14 protein-coding genes and 1 riboswitch are annotated in these 16,687 nt (G+C 73.0%); of the genes, 9 read left to right on the top strand and 5 right to left on the bottom strand.

Annotated elements, in window-relative coordinates; all coding sequences use genetic code 11:
• The 3 genes from CA984_RS32850 to CA984_RS32840 all read right to left on the bottom strand — a co-directional run.
• A partial coding sequence (locus tag CA984_RS32850; protein ID WP_133061842.1) for an outer membrane protein assembly factor BamB family protein occupies positions 1–1,606 on the bottom strand: 1,606 nt, incomplete at its 3' end.
• On the bottom strand, positions 1,600–2,412 hold the full coding sequence (locus CA984_RS32845; protein WP_086577352.1) for a hypothetical protein: 813 nt from the start codon (positions 2,410–2,412) through the stop codon (positions 1,600–1,602). The genes CA984_RS32850 and CA984_RS32845, both read right to left, overlap by 7 nt.
• Entirely contained in the window at positions 2,409–4,109 is a 1,701-nt protein-coding gene (locus CA984_RS32840; RefSeq protein ID WP_086577351.1) for an outer membrane protein assembly factor BamB family protein, read from the bottom strand. The genes CA984_RS32845 and CA984_RS32840 overlap by 4 nt, the downstream gene beginning before the upstream one ends.
• Positions 4,110–4,432: 323 nt before the next feature.
• On the opposite strand from CA984_RS32840, the gene asnB reads away from it, so the two are divergent.
• The 9 genes from asnB (at position 4,433) to CA984_RS32795 (ending at position 14,503) form a co-directional block, all read left to right on the top strand.
• Positions 4,433–6,307 carry an asparagine synthase (glutamine-hydrolyzing) gene (gene asnB, locus CA984_RS32835; protein ID WP_341351742.1) on the top strand — a complete coding sequence of 625 codons (1,875 nt, stop codon included), beginning with the start codon at positions 4,433–4,435 and terminating at the stop codon, positions 6,305–6,307.
• 163 nt (positions 6,308–6,470) lie between these two features.
• Complete coding sequence (gene rpe / locus CA984_RS32830; protein WP_086577349.1) at positions 6,471–7,127, top strand: ribulose-phosphate 3-epimerase; 657 nt, start codon at positions 6,471–6,473, stop codon at positions 7,125–7,127.
• Between the two features lie 983 nt (positions 7,128–8,110).
• On the top strand, positions 8,111–8,938 hold the full coding sequence (locus CA984_RS32825) for an oxygenase MpaB family protein (RefSeq protein WP_165781507.1): 828 nt from the start codon (positions 8,111–8,113) through the stop codon (positions 8,936–8,938).
• A gap of 406 nt (positions 8,939–9,344) precedes the next feature.
• Positions 9,345–9,475, top strand: a riboswitch (FMN riboswitch).
• Between the two features lie 103 nt (positions 9,476–9,578).
• Complete coding sequence (gene ribD / locus CA984_RS32820; RefSeq protein ID WP_207621131.1) at positions 9,579–10,748, top strand: bifunctional diaminohydroxyphosphoribosylaminopyrimidine deaminase/5-amino-6-(5-phosphoribosylamino)uracil reductase RibD; 1,170 nt, start codon at positions 9,579–9,581, stop codon at positions 10,746–10,748.
• A complete protein-coding gene (locus tag CA984_RS32815; RefSeq protein WP_086577346.1) occupies positions 10,749–11,357 on the top strand; it encodes a riboflavin synthase in 609 nt (202 codons plus the stop codon).
• Positions 11,354–12,016 (top strand): nicotinamide riboside transporter PnuC, encoded by a 663-nt coding sequence (pnuC, locus tag CA984_RS32810; RefSeq protein WP_086577345.1) that lies wholly within the window; start codon positions 11,354–11,356, stop codon positions 12,014–12,016. Before CA984_RS32815 ends, pnuC begins: the two co-directional genes overlap by 4 nt.
• The gene (locus CA984_RS32805) at positions 12,013–13,227 is read left to right on the top strand and encodes a bifunctional 3,4-dihydroxy-2-butanone-4-phosphate synthase/GTP cyclohydrolase II (RefSeq protein ID WP_086577344.1); all 1,215 of its coding nucleotides are present in this window, start codon (positions 12,013–12,015) and stop codon (positions 13,225–13,227) included. The genes pnuC and CA984_RS32805 overlap by 4 nt, the downstream gene beginning before the upstream one ends.
• Before the next feature lie 55 nt (positions 13,228–13,282).
• A complete protein-coding gene (gene ribH / locus CA984_RS32800; RefSeq protein ID WP_086577343.1) occupies positions 13,283–13,753 on the top strand; it encodes a 6,7-dimethyl-8-ribityllumazine synthase in 471 nt (156 codons plus the stop codon).
• 291 nt (positions 13,754–14,044) lie between these two features.
• Entirely contained in the window at positions 14,045–14,503 is a 459-nt protein-coding gene (locus tag CA984_RS32795) for a PH domain-containing protein (protein WP_086577342.1), read from the top strand.
• A 381-nt stretch (positions 14,504–14,884) separates the two neighbouring features.
• Here the strand turns inward: CA984_RS32795 and CA984_RS32790 are convergent, their stop codons facing one another.
• Together CA984_RS32790 and CA984_RS32785 are read right to left on the bottom strand one after the other, a co-directional pair.
• Positions 14,885–16,162, bottom strand: a complete 1,278-nt coding sequence (locus tag CA984_RS32790) for a HAMP domain-containing sensor histidine kinase (protein WP_086577341.1) — start codon at positions 16,160–16,162, stop codon at positions 14,885–14,887.
• 9 nt (positions 16,163–16,171) lie between these two features.
• On the bottom strand, positions 16,172–16,687 hold a 516-nt coding region (locus tag CA984_RS32785), incomplete at its 5' end, for a response regulator transcription factor (protein ID WP_086577340.1).

The following is a 16,687-nucleotide window of genomic DNA, read 5'->3' as shown; positions in this document are numbered from 1 at the left end:
CGTCCGGCCCCCGGAACGCCGCCGTGACGGGCAGCAGGCGCGCGACCTCGCGGGCCAGGGCGGGCAGCTCCGCCACGACGGGCAGGTAAGCCGACCACACATCGATGATCGTCCGGCCGGACAGGAAGGTCAGTATCTCCGCGCGCGGGCCGGTGGAGAAGGCCGCGTCCGCGACATCGGGGACCGTGACCCCGCCGGCGGCCTCCCGCATCCCCGCGAACAGAAGGGCGGCGGAGGCCCGGTCCGGGGCCTGCCACCGGACGCGGAGGGTGAGGCGGTGACCCTCGGCGCTCGTCGCCTGGCACGTCACCGGATTCCACAGACGCGTCGGCCTGCTCGCCGGGCGTAGCCGCCGCAGCACCTCACAGGCGTCGGGCCACCGAGTCCTGTCCGCCCCGGCCGGGGTCTCCCCCCACGGGTCCGGAGAGACCGAGCGGAAGGCGGTGACCCGGAACCGGGGGGCACGCGCCGGCAGCGTGAACCGCTGCACGGTGAAGACCCGGTTCCCGGCCCTCGCGAAGGGCAGGCCGGAGCCGGGGAGCCCGAACTCCCTGGTGTTCCCCGTGGCCGGGTCGACGGCGTGCACGCGGGCCGGGGCGCCGTCCCGCGCGGGTCTGGGGACCGCGAAGTAGATCCCGCCGCTCGTCCAGCCACTCTGGTAGGGGGCCTCCGGCTGGCCCAGCGCCCGGGGCGTGGGCGGGGTGCGGCGCCAGAGCGGAGTGAGGCCGGGCAGGGAGACGCCCTCCAGCACGCCTCCGCCCCCGCTCTCGTGTGACAGCACCATGCGCCCGCCGGCGCGCGCCGCCGTACAGCCGTTCCAGCAGCCGTCGAGGCGGGTGACGAGCCTGCCGTCCCGGTCGTCGAGGACGGACAGGGCGTTGCCGTGGCGGACCGTGACCGTTCCCTGATCGAGGGTGAGCCCGGTGGCGGTCGCGGGGACCGGCGCGCTCCACCGGCGGGTCCCGGCCGCGGTGTCCAGGGCGAGGACGTGGGATCGACGGCCGCACCGGTAGAGCACCACCGCACCGCGCCCGTCGGAGGCCGACTCCTCGACGGCGCGGCTGTCGTCCGCGCAGCGCAGCGGCACCGTCCACCGGTCGGCGCCGGTGCCGGCGTCCGTCCCCACCAGCGTGAACGGCGCGCGTTCGGTGATGACCACGCCGGTCGGGGCGGCGCCGCCGTACGGCGCGCGCCAGGTGCCGGCGGCGGCGAGCCCGGTCCTGCGCCACAGCACCCGGCCGGTCCCGGCGGACAGCCCGATGACGCTGTGCGTGGGCTCGGCCCGGTCCGGCCGCGCGACGTCGACGACCAGCACCGGCAGGGGGGCCGCCCAGCCGGAGATCCAGCCGCCGGCGGTCCGGTGGCTCCAGCGTTCGGCCCCGGTCGCGGCGTCGCGGGCCGTCAGCAGGTCACCGGTCCGCATCACGACCGCGTCGCCGACCAGGGCCTGGCCGGAGCCCTGCGGGGCCGCGGGCAGCTCCACCCGCCAGTCCTCGGCGAAGCCGGTGATCCGCGGGACGGAGGGAGACGAGGAGGACCAGGGGACGGCGGCGACGAGCAGCAGGAGCGCTGCGCCCCAGCGGGCGGCCCGGCCGGCTGTCAGCATGTCTTCTCCCTGGCGACACGCCGGTAGTCGTTGGAGAACGGGGGAGTGGAATAGGACTCCCGGTACCTCTTCGCCTCGCCGGTCAGCCGGAACTCCTCCCCGGCCGGATCCCTGACGTAGACGTGCCGGACGTCGGGCGAGTCGCCGTAGAGGTAGTCCACCTGGACGTCCCACCGGTAGTACCGCTTCGCGGCGGTGGCGGAGATCTCGACGGTGGCCCTCTCCCCCTCCACCAGGTCGAGGTTCTTCTGCAGGAAGCCTCCCTTGCGGCCCTTGCCGGGGCGCAGGTCGTCGAGGTCGGCGGCGATCTTGTAGACGGGCGCGTCCCCCTGCGCGGGGAAGTGCATGCAGGCGCCGCTCCAGGACGGGGCGGTCTCGAGGACGCGCGGGCGGACGTCGAGGATCCGGATCGTCTCGCGCCGGGTGCTTCTCAGCACGACGGTGACGGTCATGCCGTGCGTCCGGGCGGCCTTCTCCCGCCGGAGCAGGTCGAGGACGTCCTTGTCCCGGCTGCCGGGCGGCAGCAGGGTCTGTCCCGGGCCGAGGGGGAGCGGCCGCCGGAACGCCACGTTCTCTCCGACCCTGACCTCCTCCGCGTAGGCCGTCGTGATGAGGTGCGGCTGTCCCCTGAGGTCGGCCCACCGGTCGAGCAGCCAGGGCCAGGCGCCGAGGATCACCGTGCTCACCAGCGTCGCCAGCGCCCCGGCCACGGCCGTCACGATCCACTTGCGGGCCCGGGTGATCCTTCCCGGCTCCGCCCCGCCGTCGCTCTCCTGTGTCGGCGGCAGGGCCGTCCCGGTGGTCATCGGCCGCCTCCCCAGGGTCCGGTGCGCAGGTTCTCCGCCACCGCCGTCACCGACCGCCTGGTCAGGGCCGGGTCTCCGAGCGCCTCGACGGTCACGAGGATCGGCCCGGCCCGGATCAGCGCCGCGTCGGTGAGGGTGTCGTCGAGGAAGAGCGCCTCGTCGGCGACGGACGCGATCCATCCGGAGGGCTCCCTCAGGCCCTTGTTCTCCGTCGCCTCTTCGGCCTCTCCGACGGACGGGTACACCCAGAGGATCGACACCTTCACGACGGGGCCGGGTCCGGAGGACGCCGGTCTGAGCTCGCACGTGACGGAGCCCGGCAGGGAGAGCCCGGCGGGGGCCGGGCGCCCGGCGCGGATCCCCGGTAGGCCGGGGAGCAGCGCGCACGCGTCCGGCCACGCCGACGCCGGGACGCCGTCGCGGGCCGCCCAGCCCGGATCGCCGGGACCGGGCAGGAGGCGGGAGGCCGTCAGGACGGGCTTCTCGTCGAACCCGGAGAAAGCGTAGAAGAGGCTCCCATATCGGTCCACCACCAAGGCTCCGCTGTCGTCGTCCGTCACCGGGTCGGCCGTGGTGTGGACGGTCCGGCCGGTCTCGGGGTCCAGCAGGTCCAGGACCAGGTGTTCCAGGGGAGGGGGGAGTCTGTACTCCATGTAGAGCCGGTCGCCCGCGGTCTGGAGTCCGTAGCCGGAGGAGCCGTCGAACGTGCGTGTCCAGACGTGCCGTCCCGTCCTGCGGTCGGTCATCTCGACCACGATCTCCGTGTCGCTGCCGCCGCCTCGGGCGACCACCACCGCGTCGCCCAGGACTTCCACGTGGCAGTGGCCCTCGCAGATGTCGGCCGCCGCGCGGTCGTAGAGGACCGTTCCGCCGGCGGAGACGAGCGTGAGGGAGTGGGGGGTCTGCAGGGCCGTGACACCGTCCTGGAGGGAGAGGTCCGTCACGTCCCGGTCGGTGACCGGCCAGTCCCAGCGGAGCCCGCCGTCGCCGGAGGACAGCCCCAGCAGGTGGGTACGGCCGCCGCAGCGCATGAGCATGACGGCGACCTGGTCGTCGACCGCTTCGTGGACGTCGGAGTCGTCGTCGTCGGACTTCTCCGGGACGGGCAGTGCCTCGCACTCCCCGGGCAGCGCCGTCTCCCAGGCGACGTCGCCGTCGGCCAGGTCGAACGCCCTGACGCTCCGGAGGGAGGGGAGGGTGACGATGGCGTGCCTGGCCGTCATCCCGATGAGGGAGAAGTAGGGGCGCCAGGGACCGTCCGCGGGGAACCCGGAGACCGCCGTCCAGAGGGAGACGCCGGTGCGCGCGTCCAGAACGGTGAGGAGGGAGTAGGTCTCCTCCTGGGCCTCGACCTGCTTCTCGGAGAGTATGAAGCGGTCGTCCGCCAGCAGGAAGCCGGGATCCTCGAGGGAGGAGACCCAGCGCGTGGCCCCGGTGCGCGCGTCCAGGCCCAGGAGCCGCCGCTTCTGCTCGACGACGGCGACGTCTCCGAGCAGGAACAGAGCGGCCCCGGGATCGACGGGCGTCTGCCAGACCTCGACGGACCTGCCCTGTGCCTCCAGCGGGGCCGCGACGGGGACGGGCACGTGAAAGGGCGGCGGCGAGAGCGGCCGGGCGCCGCTGAGCACGGCGAGGAGCGACGCGAGGACGATCGCCCGCCAGGCGATCGCGGGCCGGCGGGACGCGCGAGAGGCCATGGACACATCCTGTGCGAGGAGTGGTTAGCCCCGTTGTAACAAGAAGACACCGTCCGGGTACGCCCTGTCGCCTCTCCGTTGGATAACGATCCCGCCCGCCCGGCCGAACCGGCGGATCCGGCCGCCCCGGCCGGCGCGGACGGTGGCCGGGCATCCGTCGCGAGTGCCGGCCGGAGTCCGGCGTGCCCTGTGGACGTGGCGGCCCCCGCGGGTTCCAATGATGTGAACGACAGGGACGGCGCTCGACCACGATCGCCGGCCGCCGTGCTCCGTCCCGGCATAGAGCCGTACGGCAGGCTGTTCGACATGTATGACGGCCGTCGATGAGACGTGGGGTTGTCGAGATGTGCGGAATCTCCGGCTGGGTGGACTTCGAGCGCGATCTCGGGCAGGCGCGGGGCGTCGCCCAGGCCATGACCGACACCATGGCCTGCCGCGGGCCCGACGACGAGGGACTGTGGCTCGCCCCGCACGCCGCGCTGGGGCATCGCCGCCTCGCCGTCATCGACATCGAGGGCGGCGGGCAGCCGATGGTCGCCGAGGAGGACGGCCGGCCGCTCGCCGTCCTCACCTACAGCGGCGAGGTCTACAACTTCCGCGAGCTACGCGCCGAACTGGCCGCGCGCGGCCACCGCTTCCGCACCCGGAGCGACACCGAGGTCGTCCTGCGGGCCTACCTCGAATGGGGCGACGACCTCGCCGCCCGGCTGAACGGCATGTTCGCCTTCGCGATCTGGGACACCCGCCGTGAGGAGCTGCTGCTGGTCCGCGACCGGATGGGCATCAAGCCGCTGTACTACCGGCCGACCCCGGCGGGCGTGCTGTTCGGCTCGGAGCCCAAGGCGATCCTCGCCAACCCGCTCGCCCAGCCGCCCGTGGTCGACGCCGACGGGCTGCGCGAGCTGCTCGCCCTCGTCAAGACGCCGGAACACGGCATCTACCGGGGGATGTACGAGGTCCGTCCCGGCCAGCTCGTCCGGGTGAGCCGTCAGGGCCTGAGCCGGCGCCGTTACTGGCGGCTTGAGTCGCGCGAGCACACCGATGATCTCGACACCACCGTCCGGACCGTGCGCGGGCTGCTGGACGACATCGTCGGGCGCCAGCTCATCTCCGACGTGCCGCTGTGCAGCCTGCTCTCCGGCGGCCTCGACTCCAGTGCCGTCACCGCGCTCGCCGCGAAGGCGCTGCGGGAGCGCGGGGCGGGCAGGATCCGGTCGTTCGCCGTCGACTTCGCCGGCTACAGCGACAACTTCGAGCCCGACGAGATGCGCGGCACCCCCGACGCGCCGTACGTCCACGACGTCGTCCGGCACATCGGCCCCGACCACACCGACATCGTCCTGGACTCCGCCGACCTCATGGACCCGGCCGTGCGTGCCGCGGTCCTGCGGGCGCGTGATCTGCCGATCGGTGTGGGCGACATGGACGTCTCGCTCTACCTGCTGTTCCACGCGATCCGGGGCCACTCCACCGTGGCGCTGTCCGGGGAGTCCGCCGACGAGGTCTTCGGCGGCTACCGGTGGTTCCACGACCCCGAGGCGGTCGGCGCCGACACCTTCCCGTGGCTGGCGACGCCGGGGATCGCGCGGTACGGCGGCCTGGGCGCGCTGTTCGACGAGTCCCTGCTGCGCAAGCTCGACCTTCCCGGCTACCGTGCCGAGAGCTACCGGCAGGCGCTGGCCGAGGTGCCCCGGCTGCCGGGTGAGAGCGGCCTGGAGAGGCGGATGCGGGAGATCGGCTACCTGCACCTCACCCGGTTCGTGCAGATCCTCCTCGACCGCAAGGATCGCATGAGCATGGCCGTCGGTCTGGAGGTCCGGGTGCCGTTCTGTGATCACCGGCTGGTGGAGTACGTCTTCAACGCCCCCTGGGCGATGAAGACCTTCGACGGGTACGAGAAGAGCCTGCTCCGTGCCGCCTCGGCGGACGTCCTGCCGCGTTCGGTCCTGGAGCGCCGCAAGAGCCCCTATCCCTCGACGCAGGATCCCTCCTACGAGCGGGCTCTCCGCGTGGAGGCGACCCGGCTGCTCGACCGCGGCGACATGGCCGTCGCGCCGCTGATCGACCTGGAGAAGGCGCGGGCCGCGCTCGACCTGCCCGCGGGACCCGGCGGCCCGCTGGGGGGCCGGGCGGCGCTGGAGGGGCTGCTCCAGTTCAACGCCTGGCTGGAGGAGTACGGCGTCCGGATCGAGATCTGACCCGCAGGTCGCCGTGGGGATCATCCGGGAGCGGGAAGGCGCCTACCGGGTGGGGCGGTCAGGTGACGGGTGTTTCCGGTACGGGCTGGGCGGTTTCCGGTGCGGGCCGGGCGGCCCGCCGGTGACGGGCCTCCAGGGGCCGCGCAATAGACTCGGCCGCATCATGGCCGTACAGATCTCGCCCAGCATCCTGTCCGCCGACTTCGCCCGCCTCGCCGAGGCGGCCGCGGCGGTCCCCAACGCCGACTGGCTGCACGTGGATGTCATGGACAACCACTTCGTGCCCAACCTGACACTCGGTCTGCCGGTTGTCGAGTCCCTGCTCAGGGCCACCTCGACGCCGCTCGACTGCCATCTCATGATCGAGGACCCGGACCGCTGGGCCCCGGCGTACGCCGAGGCCGGGGCGGGCAGCGTGACCATCCACGCCGAGGCGTCCAAGGCCCCGGTCCGGACCCTGCGCCAGATCCGCGCCGCCGGGGCCCGCGCCGGCTTCGCGCTGAACCCGGCCACCCCGGTCGAGCCGTACGAAGACCTGCTGGGTGAGATCGACATGCTGCTGCTGATGACCGTCGAGCCCGGGTTCGGCGGCCAGAAGTTCCTCGACGTGGTGCTGCCCAAGATCCGCCGGGCCCGCGCCCTGATCGACAAGCACGGGGGCCAGGTCTGGCTCCAGGTGGACGGCGGCGTGTCGGACCAGACCATCGAGCGCTGCGCCGAAGCCGGCGCCGACGTGTTCGTGGCGGGCAACGCCGTCTACGGTGCCGAGGACCCGGCCCGCGCGGTGGACGCCCTGCGGGCCCGCGCCGAGAAGGGCTGAGCCCCTCCCGGACCTCCTCCCGTCACGGCCGTACCTCACCCCGGGGTACGGCCGTGCCCGCGCCGTTTCGCGCCGCCGGCCCCGTGCCGGCCGCCCCGGCGGGGAGGGGCCGATGGCCCCTCCCTGCCGCGCGACGGAACCGATCGTTCCGTCATGGCGACGCGATCCGGGTGCGGGCCGCGGAGATATGAGAGGCCTTCCGATAAGAAGTGCGGGCGTCGAGGGAATGGGTCATTTTCCTGACGGGCCGGGTTTTCTGATCCGGTGTCCGGCGGCGGGCCGGCAAAACGCCGGGGAAACCAGGGAAAGGCGTGCGATCCCGATGTGCGCGCATTCGGGCGGAGGCGCTTCCGCCATATGTCCTGTGACGTCATCGCCGGTCCCCGGCGTTCCGGCCGATGGCCGTCTGCCCCGTCATCGGAGAACTCCCCGATCGCCGCGGCCGTGTGCGGTGGACGCCGCCGGGGTCCAGGTGGGAGCTCTCCGGCTTCGAGAGGGAGCAGCACCTTTCGAAGCCGGAGAGCGGTCGGGGGGCGGGTCCCGGGGAGCGCGGTACGAGAAGCGCCGGCGGTCTGTCGCGGAGCCGCGGCGACTGCCGGATCATTTCCTCTCTCCCTCGCCGGATCCGCCGTGACGACCGGCGGCCCGGCCGGTGCGGCCGCATTCTTTCCGGGCTCCCTGCGGGACGGAGGCCGTTCTCCGTCACATGACGTCCGCGACTTCCCTGGACGTCCGGCTGGCTGTGACGTTAACCGGCTGCCGTTGAGTGCGTCAATGATTTGTTTTATGTAATTGATTGCCGCTGAAAGCGGCCGTGAACGGGCGTCATTGTCTCCGGGGCCGCGCCGACGGCGGGTGAACGCGCCGGGGGCGCGGCGAGGGTACCCCGGATCCGCCGCGGAGCCGTCCCGGTGATGTCATGGTCGGGGGAGGAGTCACTCCCGGTGGATGGGGTAAGCACTCACTTGCAAGGGAGGTGGTCCATGGATCACGGACTGTTCGGGCCGGGCTCGGTGACCTGGCGGGTGATGGGAGAGCCGATCCTGCTGGTCGGAGGGTTCCGGGCGCTGCTGATGCAGGGGCTGCACCCCCGGGCCATGCGCGGGGTCGCACAGAACTCCGCGCTCATGGACCCGTCCGAGGCGTGGTCCCGCTTCCTGCGCACCACCGAGTTCGTCCGCGTGCGCACCTACGGCACGAGCGCCGAGGTGGCCGAGGCGGGCGCCCGGGTCAGGAAGATCCACTCCCGGCTCACCGCGCTCGACCCCGACACCGGCGAGCGGTTCCGCCTCGACGACCCCGGCGCGCTCCTCTGGGTCCACGTCGGCGAGGTCGACTCCTACCTGTCGGTCGCCCGCCGGGCGGGGGTGCGCCTGAGCGACGAGGACGCCGACCGGTTCGTCGACGAGTGGCGCCGCGCCGCGGAGGTCGTCGGCCTCCGCCCGGACGACGTGCCCGGCTCGGTCGGCGAGATGCGCGACTACGTCCAGAGCGTCCGTCCCGGTCTCTACTTCGCCCCCGAGGTGCCCCACCCCCTGCGCCAGTCGCTCAGCCAGTCCCTGAACGCGCCGTTCCCCACCTATCTCCTCCCGCTCAAGCCGGTCATCCCGATGCTCACCGTGCTGGCCTTCGCGACCCTGCCGCGCTGGGCCCGCCGGCTGTACGGCCTGCCCGCCACGCCGCTCGGCGATCTGTGGGCGACGGCCACGTTGAAGGGCCTGCACGCCGGGATCGGCCTGGTGCCCGCCCCGGTCAGATACGCCCCGGACGCCCGCAGGGCGCGGCGGGTGACGGCCGAGCGGGCCGCGTAGCCCGGCAGGCGGGCGGCTTGTCTCGATGGTCGCTCCCTTCGGTCGCGCGGAGGACGGCCCGGCAGCCGCCCCCTCCGGCCTTCGCCGGCCGGAAGGGTTCTCCGGACTGATTCCCGCTGCCCGAAGAGGGCCGCCTGAACAGGATGGTGGGGTGGGGGGCCGGAGCCTTCAAGAACTCCGAACGCTCCCGAACACTCCCGAACCGTCTCGCACGATCCCGAACGGGAATCCCCGCGGGCCGTTCGGCGCTGTTCGTGGCGGCGAGTGTCGCCCGCCCGGCGAGGCGGGCGTTGACCAAGCGCTCGCTTGGTCAACATAATATAGGGGTGTTCCTGCCCTTTGTCGGGCATGGCACACTGAGGATACGGGGAGCGAGTCCGCGAGGACGAGCGACCCGACAGGCAAGCAGCGTGCTCCGGGGTCGGTGAAAATCCGAACCGGCGGTTACAGTCCGCGACCCGGTCGAAGCCATCGACCGGTTGACCCGGTGAAATTCCGGGACCGACGGTTAAAGTCCGGATGGGAGGAAGCGCGCGAGCGGAGAGTGCCCCCAGGCACCCTCCGCTGACTGGGTGCATGCACCTGTTATCCCCCGGGGCCCGCCGTGGCAGAGCAAGCTACTGGCGAGTAGGAGACCCGGGTGACTGATCAGGCGCACATGCGCCGGGCGATCGAGCTCGCCGCGCGCGGGCGCGGCACCACCAGCCCCAACCCCGTCGTCGGATGCGTCGTCCTCGACGCCGCCGGCCAGGTCGTGGGGGAGGGCTTCCACGCCTACGCCGGTGGCCCGCACGCCGAGGTGGTCGCGTTGCGCGCCGCCGGAGAGCGCGCCAGGGGCGGCACCGCGTACGTCACCCTCGAACCCTGTGCCCACACCGGCCGCACCGGGCCCTGCGCGCTCGCTCTGCTGGAGGCCGGGATCGCCCGCGTCGTCGTCGCGGTGAGCGACCCCAACCCCGCGGCCGCCGGCGGCGCCGACCGGCTCACGAGGCACGGCGTCGCCGTCACGACCGGCGTGCTCGCCGCGGAGGCCGCGCGCGGCAACGCCGAGTGGCTGACCTCCGTCCGGCTCGGACGGCCGCACGTCACCTGGAAGTACGCCGCCACGCTGGACGGCCGCTCGGCCGCCGCCGACGGCACCAGCCAGTGGATCACCTCGCCGGAGGCCCGCGCCGACGTGCACCGCCTGCGCGGCGAGGCCGACGCGATCATCGCGGGCATCGGCACCGTCCTCGCCGACGACCCCCGGCTCACCGTCCGCCGCCCGCCGGGGGACGGCGTCCCCGCCGACGGTCCCGGCCTCCCGGCGGGCCGGTCCGGCACCGGTGCCCGCCCGCCGAAGGAGGGCGCCCCCGCCACGAGGCAGCCGCTCCGCGTGGTCGTCGACAGCGACGCCCGCACCCCGCTCACCGCCCGCGTCCTGGACGGCGGGGCGCCCACGCTGATCGCGGTCGCCGCCGACGCCGACGCCGACGCGCTCGCGTCCAGGGCCGAGGTGGTACGGCTGGCGCGGCGGCGGCCGTACGGGATCGACCTGGCGGGGCTCCTGGCCGAGCTGCACCGCCGCCAGATCGTCGGCGTGCTGCTGGAGGGCGGGCCGACCCTCGCGGGTTCCTTCCTGAAGGAAGGGCTGATCGACCGGGTCGTCGGCTACCTCGCCCCGGCGCTGCTGGGTGAGGGAGCCGCCGCGCTCGGCCCGGCGGGCGCCGCCACGATCGCCGAGACCCACCGCCTGGAGTTCGAGGATGTCACCCCCACTGGGCCGGACCTGCGTCTGACCGCCCGGCCGGTACCCCTGAAGGAGCTGTGAATGTTCACCGGAATCGTTGAGGAACTGGGCGAGATCGCCGCGATCGAGCCACTGCGGGACGCGGCCCGGATGTCGATCCGGGGCAAGGTCGTCACCGCCGACGCCGGGCACGGCGACTCCATCGCCGTCAACGGCGTCTGCCTGACCGTGGTTGAGGTGGACGGGGAGGTGTTCGTCGCCGACGTGATGAAGGAGACCCTCGACCGCAGCTGCCTCGGGGCGCTGCGGCCCGGCTCCCGGGTCAACCTGGAGCGCGCGGTCCGCGCCGACCAGCGGCTGGGCGGCCACATCGTGCAGGGCCACGTGGACGGGACGGGCGTGCTGCTGTCGCGCGAGCCCGGCGAGCACTGGGAGGTCGTCCGGTTCTCCCTCCCGGCCGAGCTGAACCGCTACGTGGTCGAGAAGGGCTCGATCGCGGTGGACGGCGTCAGCCTGACCGTGGTCGGCGTGGACGGCAACGGGTTCGCCGTCAGCCTGATCCCGACCACCCTGCAGCTCACCACCCTCGGCGCCAAGCAGCCGGGCGACCCGGTGAACCTGGAGGTGGACGTGATCGCCAAGCACGTGGAGAAGCTCGTGGGCGCGTACGGGCTCGGGGGCAGGTCGTGAACTGGGCCGAGGCGGGGTTCGAGGTCCTCGGCACGAAGGTCCTCTGGACGGACCTGGTCGGGAACGTGGCCGCCCTGGCCACCGTGCTGCTGGCCATCCGCAAGTCGATCTGGACCTGGCCGGTCCAGCTCACCGCCTCGGTGCTGCTGCTCGTCGCCTCGATCAACGCCCACATCACGGGCAACGCGCTCAAACAGGTCATGTTCGGCGCCCTGGCCGTCTACGGCTGGTGGCGCTGGACGCGCGGCACCCAGGACGGCCGGGAGCTGGCCGTGCGCCCCGCGACCGGCTCCGAACGGCTCGCCCTGGTCGGGGTCATGCTCCTGGGCACCCTCGCCGTCGGCGTGATCTTCTTCGTCGCCAAGCTCTCCTGGGGCGCTTCCGTCCCGCCGCCCAAGGGGTACCTGCTGGTGCTCGCCGACTCCTACATCTTCGTCGGCAGCGCGGTCGCCACCTGGGCCCAGGGCCGGGCACTGGTCGACTTCTGGCTGATCTGGATCGCGGTGGACCTGGTCGGCGTGCCGCTGGCCTTCAGCTCGGGACTGGTCGTCTCCGGGGCGGTGTACGGAGTGTTCTTCGTGCTCGTCCTGGTCGGATTCTTCAACTGGCTAAAGGAGTACCGGTCGAGGACCGTACTCGTTCCCAAGGAGGCGGTGTGATCAAGCTGGACCCGATCGAGAGGGCGATCGCCGACATCCGCGAGGGCAGGCCCGTGGTGGTCGTCGACGACGAGAACCGCGAGAACGAAGGGGACATCATCTTCGCCGCGGCGAAGGCCACGCCGGCGCTGCTGGCCTTCACCATCCGGCACACCAGCGGTGTGATCTGCGTGTCGATGCGCGGCGAGGACCTCGACCGGCTCGGCCTGCCGCTGATGGTCAACGACAACAGGGAACGCCTCCGCACCGCCTACACGATCAGTGTGGACGCCCGCGACGGGGTGAGCACCGGCATCTCAGCCTCGGACCGGGCCAAGACCATCCGCACCCTGTGCGACTCGGCCACCGAGCCGTTCGAGCTGGTACGGCCCGGCCACGTCTTCCCGCTCCGCTACCGGGAGGGCGGCGTGCTGGTCCGGCGCGGCCACACCGAGGCGGCCGTCGACCTGGCCAGGCTCGCCGGGCTGAGCCAGGCGGGCGCGCTCGCCGAGGTCGTCAACGACGACGGGACCATGAAGAGACTGCCGGAGCTGCGCGAGTTCTGCGACGAGCACGACCTGGCGCTGGTCTCGATCGAGCAGCTCGTGGAGTTCAGGCGGCGCAGCGAGCGGATGGTGACCCGGGTCGCAGAGACGCTCCTGCCGAACAGGTACGGCATGTGGCGCGCGTACGGCTACGCGAGCGCGCTGGACGGTGGCGAGCACCTGGCCCTGGTCTACGGCGACATCGAGGACGGCGAGAACATCCTGGTCCGCGCGCACTCCGAGTGCCTGACCGGAGACGTGCTCGGGTCGCTGCGGTGCGACTGCGGGGTGCAGCTCGACCACGCGATGTCCGAGATCGCCGCCGAGGGCCGGGGCGTGGTCGTCTACCTGCGCGGGCACGAGGGGCGCGGGATCGGCCTGCTGGCCAAGCTCAAGGCGTACAACCTGCAGGACGACGGCCGGGACACCGTGGACGCGAACCTGGAGCTCGGGCTGCCGGTGGACGCCCGGGAGTTCTCCAACGCCGGGCAGATCCTCGCCGACCTGGGCGTCAAGTCGGTCCGGCTGCTGACCAACAACCCTGCCAAACTGCGGGGCATGGACGGGTACGGCATCAAGGTGCTCGGCCGCGAGCCGATGCCGGTGGCGATGAACCCCTACAACGAGAAATACCTGACGGCCAAGCGCGAGCGCCTCGGCCACGACATCCAGGAGGAGAAGGCATGATCAGGCGGGACGCGCTCACGGAGGCGCACTCCGGGCCGCTGGGCGGGGGGCTCGCATGAGCGGCACCGGACGGCCGAGGATCTCCGCCGTCGACGCCGGCGGACTGACCGTCGGCGTCGTGGCCGCCCGCTGGCACGAGAAGATCACCGATCAGCTCGTGGCGCGGGCCGTACAGGCCGGCGAGGACAGCGGCGCCACCGTGACCGTGGTCCGCGTGGCCGGGACCCTGGAGATCCCGGTCGTGGCCCAGGCCCTGGCCAGGCGGTACGACGCGGTCGTCGCCCTGGGGGCGGTGATCCGGGGTGGGACCGCCCACTTCGAATACGTCTGCGACTCGGTGACCTCCGGCCTGACGCGGGTCGCCCTCGACGAGGGGACCCCGGTCGGCAACGGCGTGCTGACGTGCGACTCCCTCGACCAGGCCGTCGACCGCTCCGGGCTGCCGGGCAGCCACGAGGACAAGGGCTACGAGGCGACCGTGGCGGCCCTGGAGACCGCGCTGCTGCTGAGAGACCTCCGGGAGTAGGCGGGAGACGCAGGGAGCGCGCCCGCGGCGGAGCCGGAGGTCTCCCGCTCCGCCGTGCGACCGCTCCGCCGTGCGACCGCTCTGTCGCGCGCCCGCCCCGCAGTGCGACGCCCGCCGTGCTCCGCGGCGGGCGGAAGCGGGGGACGGAGTCGGCGGACGGAAAGGGAGGATCTTCGGACCCTCCGTGCGGAGTCATGGCCGGCGGGGCCGTGCGGTAAATTTCATTCGGCACTGTGTCGGCAGTCACACCGGTTGTGACCGGCGGTTTTCCCGAAGGATCGTGATTTTCAAGTGAGCCCCGAGAGTGTCCCTCCGCCTGAGCTTCCCGTGGTGTGGCGGCCGAAGATGGGGCGGATCGTGGCGTACGGCTTCGCCGCGGCGATCCTGCTGGGGGCGCTGCTGATGGCGGTCTTCCTGCCCCCGCCGTTCACCGTGGTCGACAAGGTCGCCATGGTCGTGCTCGGCGGCCTGATCGCCGGAGCGCTGCATCTGCTGGGGCGCTGCCGGGTCGAGGCCGACGAGCGGGGGATCACCGTGGTCAACCCGCTGCGGGTGCACCGCTACGAGTGGCCGGAGGTGCTGGGGGTCACCCTGACCCAGAGCGAGCCCTGGGCGAAGATCGATTTCGCCGACGGGGCGACGATCGGGGCCATGGGACTGCAGGGCTCGGAGAAGGACCGGACCGTGCGGCAGGTGCGCGAGCTGGCCGCACTCATCCGGGAGCGCGGCGAGGCCGAGGAGACCCGCTAGGCCCTTCCCGGGCGGGCCGCCGGAGGAGGCGGGACCCCGCGGGCACGACCGTGCCCCCCGCCCGCAACGGGCAGGGGGCCCGGCCGCATGCGACGTGATCTCAGTCGATCGGCAGGTTCCGTTCTCGCCGCTCCGGCTGTGGTCCTCCTGGTCGTGGGCGTCCTGGCTGCCGTCTCCCCGGCTGCCGGCCCTCCGGCCGGCGATCTTCACTCCACCGCCGTGGAGAACCTTCCGTGAGGCAGCCGCGTCACCCTCGCCGGCCGTCCCGGGCTCCGGATCCCCGTGGCGTCCCGCGATGGCGGGAGTGCGACGACCCCTTCAGGCTGCCAGGACGCCGGATAGCAAAACGCTGCGGTGTCCCTAACGAATCGTTAAGACTCGTCAGGACGGGGCCGGGCCGAGTTCGAGGATGATCTCGGCGCCTCCCGACGGGGCCGGACCGGCCCGCAGCCGGCCGCCGGAGCCCTCCGCCGTACGGCGTGCGATGTCGAGCCCCAGACCGGTGGAGGACCTGCCGCTCATCCCGCGGTCGACCGAGGCCGGATAGGGGAATCCGGGGCCCTCATCGGTGATCACCAGCAGGGCGCCGCCGCCCGGCCGAGGCGCCAGTTCGACGGTGAAGGGCGTGCCGTCGGGCGTGTTGGCGAACACGTTCTCCAGCAGCAGGTCGGCGCAGGCCGCCAGGTCCTGCGCGCTGACCCCGACGGGGAGCGGGGAGCCGGGTAGGCGGAGCCCCACCGGCCGGTCCTGGTCCTCCGCCAGCGCCGACCAGAAGGTGACCCGATCGGTGATCACCTCGGTGGCGTCGCAGCGCGCCACGCCGCCCCGGTCGAACCGGCGTGCCTCCCTGATGACCTGGCTGACCATGCGTTCGAGGGTGTCGACGGCCTCTCCCACCCGCGCGGCCTCGTCCTTGTCGCGCAGGGTCTCGGCCTCCAGCCGCAGCGCCGTGACGGGGGTGCGCAGCCGGTGGGAGAGATCGGCGACCGCCTCGCGCTCGCGGGCCAGCAGCTCGCGGATGCGGGCGGCCAGATGGTTGAGGGCCGCGCCGACGTCACGGATCTCGGGCGGCCCCGCCGGCTCCACCCGCGCGTCCAGATCGCCGCCGGCCAGCCGCCGGGAGAGGCCGGCGACCTGTCCGACCGGCTGGATCAGCGAGCGGGCGAGCCGGTCGGCGACGACGATGCCGACCGTGAGCAGCGCCAGGCCGATCAGGCCCAGCACGAGCCACGCCCGCCCGACCCCCTGCCGGAGCCGCTCGGCGCTCACGAACGTGCGGATGACCGAGGTGCCGTCGCCTCCTCCCTGGACGGCCACCAGGATCTCCCTGCCCGCCGGGGTCTCCATGGTGATGCTGCGCCCACGCGTGGCCAGCTCGACGGCGGGGTCCCAGGAGGCCGGGGCGCCGAGCGACGTGCGATCCGGCAGGAAGACCGTGATCGGCGTGTCGGTGGATCCGTTGACCTGCCGCAGGGTGGCGTCGAGGCTGTCGCGGTCGCCCAGCGCCACCACGGCGGCCAGCGACTGCGCCTTGGCGGTGGCGGCGGCCGTGGCCCGCTCGGCGGCGACCGTGCTGACCAGCATGGCCAGCGGTACGAGGAAGGCGACCAGGACCAGGGAGGTGGTCGCCACCGCGAGCAGGGCCAGGCGCCGTCTCATCGTTCGGCCTCAGGGTCCCGGGTCGACGATCTTCACGCCGACGCCGTGGACGGTCTGCAGGTAGCGGGGGGCCTGGGCGCTCTCGCCGAGTTTGCGGCGCAGCCACGACAGGTGCACGTCGACGGTCTTGTCGGCGCCGCCGTAGGCCATCCGCCACACCTCGGTGAGCAGTTCCCGTTTGGAGACGACCTGGCCGGGGCGGAGCGCGAGGTAGTGCAGCAGGTCGAACTCCTTGGGCGTCAGGTCCAGGCGGGCGCCGTCGAGGAACGCCTCCCGGCCGGCCTGCTCGATGAGCAGGCCGCCGACCCGTACCGGCGCGGGCTCGGCGTCGTCGTCGCGGCTGCGGCGCAGTACGGCCCGGATCCGGGCGTCCAGGTGGGCCGCGCTGAACGGTTTGACGACGTAGTCGTCGGCTCCGGCGTCCAGTGCCCGGACGATCTGCGGTTCGTCGTCGCGCGCGGTCGCCACGATGACCGGGACGGCGCTGACGGCGCGCAGCATGCGCAGCACCTCGCAGCCGTCGAG

Origin of the sequence: Streptosporangium minutum, from assembly GCF_002149035.1 — a bacterium.
In the GTDB taxonomy this organism is placed as follows: Bacteria; Actinomycetota; Actinomycetes; order Streptosporangiales; family Streptosporangiaceae; genus Streptosporangium; species Streptosporangium minutum.
Note: the sequence above shows the minus strand (reverse complement) of the source record. Positions and strands in the feature narration are given on the sequence as shown.

Excerpts from the sequence above, each read along its gene's own strand:
- CA984_RS32845 (WP_086577352.1), bottom strand. The coding sequence starts at position 2,412 with ATGACCACCGGGACGGCCCTGCCGCCGACACAGGAGAGCGACGGCGGG.
- CA984_RS32840 (WP_086577351.1), bottom strand. The coding sequence starts at position 4,109 with ATGGCCTCTCGCGCGTCCCGCCGGCCCGCGATCGCCTGGCGGGCGATC.
- asnB (WP_341351742.1), top strand. The coding sequence starts at position 4,433 with ATGAGACGTGGGGTTGTCGAGATGTGCGGAATCTCCGGCTGGGTGGAC.
- rpe (WP_086577349.1), top strand. The coding sequence starts at position 6,471 with ATGGCCGTACAGATCTCGCCCAGCATCCTGTCCGCCGACTTCGCCCGC.
- CA984_RS32825 (WP_165781507.1), top strand. The coding sequence starts at position 8,111 with ATGGATCACGGACTGTTCGGGCCGGGCTCGGTGACCTGGCGGGTGATG.
- CA984_RS32815 (WP_086577346.1), top strand. The coding sequence starts at position 10,749 with ATGTTCACCGGAATCGTTGAGGAACTGGGCGAGATCGCCGCGATCGAG.
- ribH (WP_086577343.1), top strand. The coding sequence starts at position 13,283 with ATGAGCGGCACCGGACGGCCGAGGATCTCCGCCGTCGACGCCGGCGGA.
- CA984_RS32790 (WP_086577341.1), bottom strand. The coding sequence starts at position 16,162 with ATGAGACGGCGCCTGGCCCTGCTCGCGGTGGCGACCACCTCCCTGGTC.